Raw genomic sequence first — 2,936 nt, forward strand, 5'->3', positions numbered from 1 at the left:
CGGCCCTGGACGGCAACCGGATCCTGTTCGCCCGGCAGGACACCGTCGAGGCCGCCTGGCGGGTGGTCGACCCGATCCTCGGCGACGTCGTGCCCGTGCAGCGCTACCAGCGCGGCACCTGGGGGCCCAAGGAGGCCGACGACCTGCTGCCCGAGGGGGACTCGTGGCACGACCCCACCGGCTGACCGTCGTCGGCCGCTCCCACGACGGCGCCGGCGGCCCGGGCTCGCACCGCGTCGTGATCGTCGGCGGCGGCTTCGCCGGACTCTTCGCCGCTCGGGCGCTGCGCGGCTCCACGATCGCCGTGACGCTCGTCGACCGCGCGCAGCACCACCTGTTCCAGCCGCTGCTCTACCAGGTCGCGACCGGGATCCTGTCCGAGGGACAGATCGCGGCGCCGCTGCGCGACGTCCTGAAGCGGCACCGCACGGTCGACTGCGTGCTGGCCGACGTCGTCGACGTCGATCCGCAGGCCCGCACCGTCCTCGCCGAGCGGCCGAACGGCGAGCACCTGACCCTGGCCTACGACGACCTGATCGTCGCCGCGGGCGTCCGGCAGTCCTACTTCGGCCACGACGAGTTCGCCCGGTACGCGCTCGGCATGAAGACCATCGCCGACGCCCTCGCCATCCGCCGCCGGGTCTTCGGCGCGTTCGAGCTGGCCGAGACCGCGACCGACCCGGACGAGCAACGGCGGTGGCTCACGTTCGCCGTGGTCGGGGCGGGGCCCACGGGCGTCGAGCTGGCCGGCCAGATCCGGGAGCTCGCCACGCGCACGCTGCACCGGGAGTTCCACCGCATCCGCCCGGAGGACGCCCGGGTGCTGCTGTTCGACGCCGGGAAGGCGCCGCTGGCGTCGTTCGGGCCGGCCCTGTCGGCGAAGGCCGCGGCCGGGCTGCGCGAGCTCGGCGTGGAGCTGCATCTCGGCTCCGTCGTGACCGGCGTCGACGCACGGGGCATCGACGTCCGCGACGGCACGGGCGCGACGCAGCGGTACCCCGCGGGGACCGTGCTGTGGGCGGCCGGGGTGGAGGCACCCCCGATCGCGAAGGCGCTCGCCGACGCCACGGGCGCCCCCCGCGACCGCGCCGGGCGGATCGAGGTCGAGCCGGACCTGACGGTGCCGGGGCACCCGGAGATCTCCGTGATCGGCGACCTGATGAGCCTGGACCACCTGCCGGGCGTCGCCGAGGTCGCGATGCAGGCCGGGATGTACGCGGGCCGCCGCATCCGGCACCGGTCGGCCGGGCGCCCGGTCCGTCCGTTCCGGTACCACGACCTGGGCTCGGCCGCCTACCTCTCGCGCGGCAACGCCGTCGTCTCGGCCGGGCCGCTGCGGTTCGGCGGGTTCGGCGGCTGGCTGGCCTGGCTGGTCCTCCACCTGGCGTTCCTCACCGGCTACCGCAACCGCGTCGGCGCGGTGCTGACCTGGGCGGCCGCCTTCGCCCGCGACGCGCGGCGGGAGCGGACCTTCACCACACAGGAGATCGAGACGCTGCGGGACGTCTACGACGACACCGCCGAGCCCGCGGGACACGCCAAGAGAGACAGCCGTGAGCGGTGACCACCACGACGTGATCGTGATCGGCACCGGGGCGGGCGGCGGCACCTTCGCCCATCGCCTCGCGCCCACCGGGAAGCGGGTCCTGCTGCTCGAGCGCGGGGCCTACCTGCCGCGCGAGCGCGACGACTGGGACTCGGGCGCGGTGTTCGTGCGCGGGGAATACCGTGCCGGGCCCACGAGCTCGACAACCCCTACGTCGTCGACACCAGCGTCTTCCCCGGTATCGGCACCGTGAACCCGTCGCTGACCGCGATGGCCAACGCCTTGCGCGCGGCCGACCACGTCGCCGAACGGCTGGGGTGACTCACACCGGGCTGCGGCTCCGGCCGAGGTCGAGCCGCGGCACGCCAGGGGTCTGCTCGGGCCGGTGCGTGACGAGCAGCGCGGTCCGGTCGGCCGTGGCCGCGAGGACCTCCGCCGCGAGTGCGGCGCCGGTCGCGGCGTCGAGGTGGGCGGTGGGCTCGTCGAGGACGAGGATCGGCCGGTCGGCCAGCAGCGCGCGGGCCACTCCCAGCCGCTGACGCTCGCCGCCCGACACCGCGCCGCCGTGCGCGCCGACCGCGGTGTCCAGGCCCTCGGGCAGGGCGTCGAACCAGGGGCCGAGCGCGGCGCGGCGCAGGGCCGCGACCAGGTCGGCGTCGGACGCCCCGGGTGCGGCGAGGGCGAGGTTGGCGCGCAGCGTGCTGTCGAAGAGGTGCGCCCACGGCCCGCACCAGGCGATCCCGGCCCGCACGTCGTCGGCGCGGAGCGCACGCACGTCACGCCCGTCCGCGTGGAGGACGCCGGAGCTGGGCGGGAGGGTGCGCAGCAGGGCCGCGACGACCGTCGACTTGCCGCTGCCCGACGGGCCGGTGAGCGCGACCCGGCGGCCGCCGCCGAGGTCGAGGTCCATGCCGTGGACGGCCTCGACGGCCGCGCCGGGCCATCGGACACCGAGGTCACGGGCCTGCAGCGACCGCGGGGCGGGCACGCCCGCCGCGGCCGCGGGCTCGACGACGACCGGCTCCCGTTCCCCGAGGTCCCGCAGCCGCCGCAGCGCCGGGCGGATCGACAGCAGCCGGACGGCGGCCTCGGGGAGCGAGGCGACCACCTCGGCGAACGCGAGCGGGGTCAGGGCGAGCACGGCGATCACCGGGCCCGGCACGGTGCCCGCCGCGAACCCGACGAGCCCCAGCCCGGCGCACACGACGGCGGTGAGCCCGACGGCCAGGACCGCCAGCGCGGCGCCGGCACCGGTCGCGCCGGCCGCCCGCCGGCGGAGGGCGACGAGCCGCGCGTCGGCCTCGTCGAGGGCGGCGTGGGCGCGGTCCGCGGCACCGAGGACGAGCAGGTCGGCGGCGGCGTCGAGCAGTTCGACGGTGCGGGCCGCGAC

3 protein-coding genes and 2 pseudogenes are annotated in these 2,936 nt (G+C 76.9%); 4 read left to right on the plus strand and 1 reads right to left on the minus strand.

Annotation, left to right across the window (positions count from 1 at the left end):
• The 4 genes and pseudogenes from AB0B41_RS42940 to AB0B41_RS42955 all read left to right on the plus strand — a co-directional run.
• Positions 1-185: pseudogene (locus tag AB0B41_RS42940) on the plus strand (glucose-6-phosphate dehydrogenase); the annotation flags it as partial.
• The gene (locus AB0B41_RS42945) at positions 164-1,564 is read left to right on the plus strand and encodes an NAD(P)/FAD-dependent oxidoreductase (RefSeq protein ID WP_358212973.1); all 1,401 of its coding nucleotides are present in this window, start codon (positions 164-166) and stop codon (positions 1,562-1,564) included. The pseudogene AB0B41_RS42940 and the gene AB0B41_RS42945, both read left to right, overlap by 22 nt.
• Positions 1,565-1,580: 16 nt before the next feature.
• A pseudogene (locus AB0B41_RS42950) lies at positions 1,581-1,658 on the plus strand (NAD(P)-binding protein); the annotation flags it as partial.
• Positions 1,659-1,723: 65 nt separating this feature from the next.
• Complete coding sequence (locus AB0B41_RS42955; protein ID WP_358212977.1) at positions 1,724-1,867, plus strand: GMC oxidoreductase; 144 nt, start codon at positions 1,724-1,726, stop codon at positions 1,865-1,867.
• A gap of 1 nt (position 1,868) precedes the next feature.
• On the opposite strand, the gene AB0B41_RS42960 is transcribed toward AB0B41_RS42955, so the two are convergent.
• Positions 1,869-2,936 (minus strand): ATP-binding cassette domain-containing protein (locus AB0B41_RS42960; protein ID WP_358212975.1); only part of this gene is annotated, 1,068 nt, incomplete at its 5' end.

Origin of the sequence: Pseudonocardia sp. NPDC049154, from assembly GCF_040648315.1 — a bacterium.
Lineage (GTDB): Bacteria > Actinomycetota > Actinomycetes > Mycobacteriales > Pseudonocardiaceae > Pseudonocardia.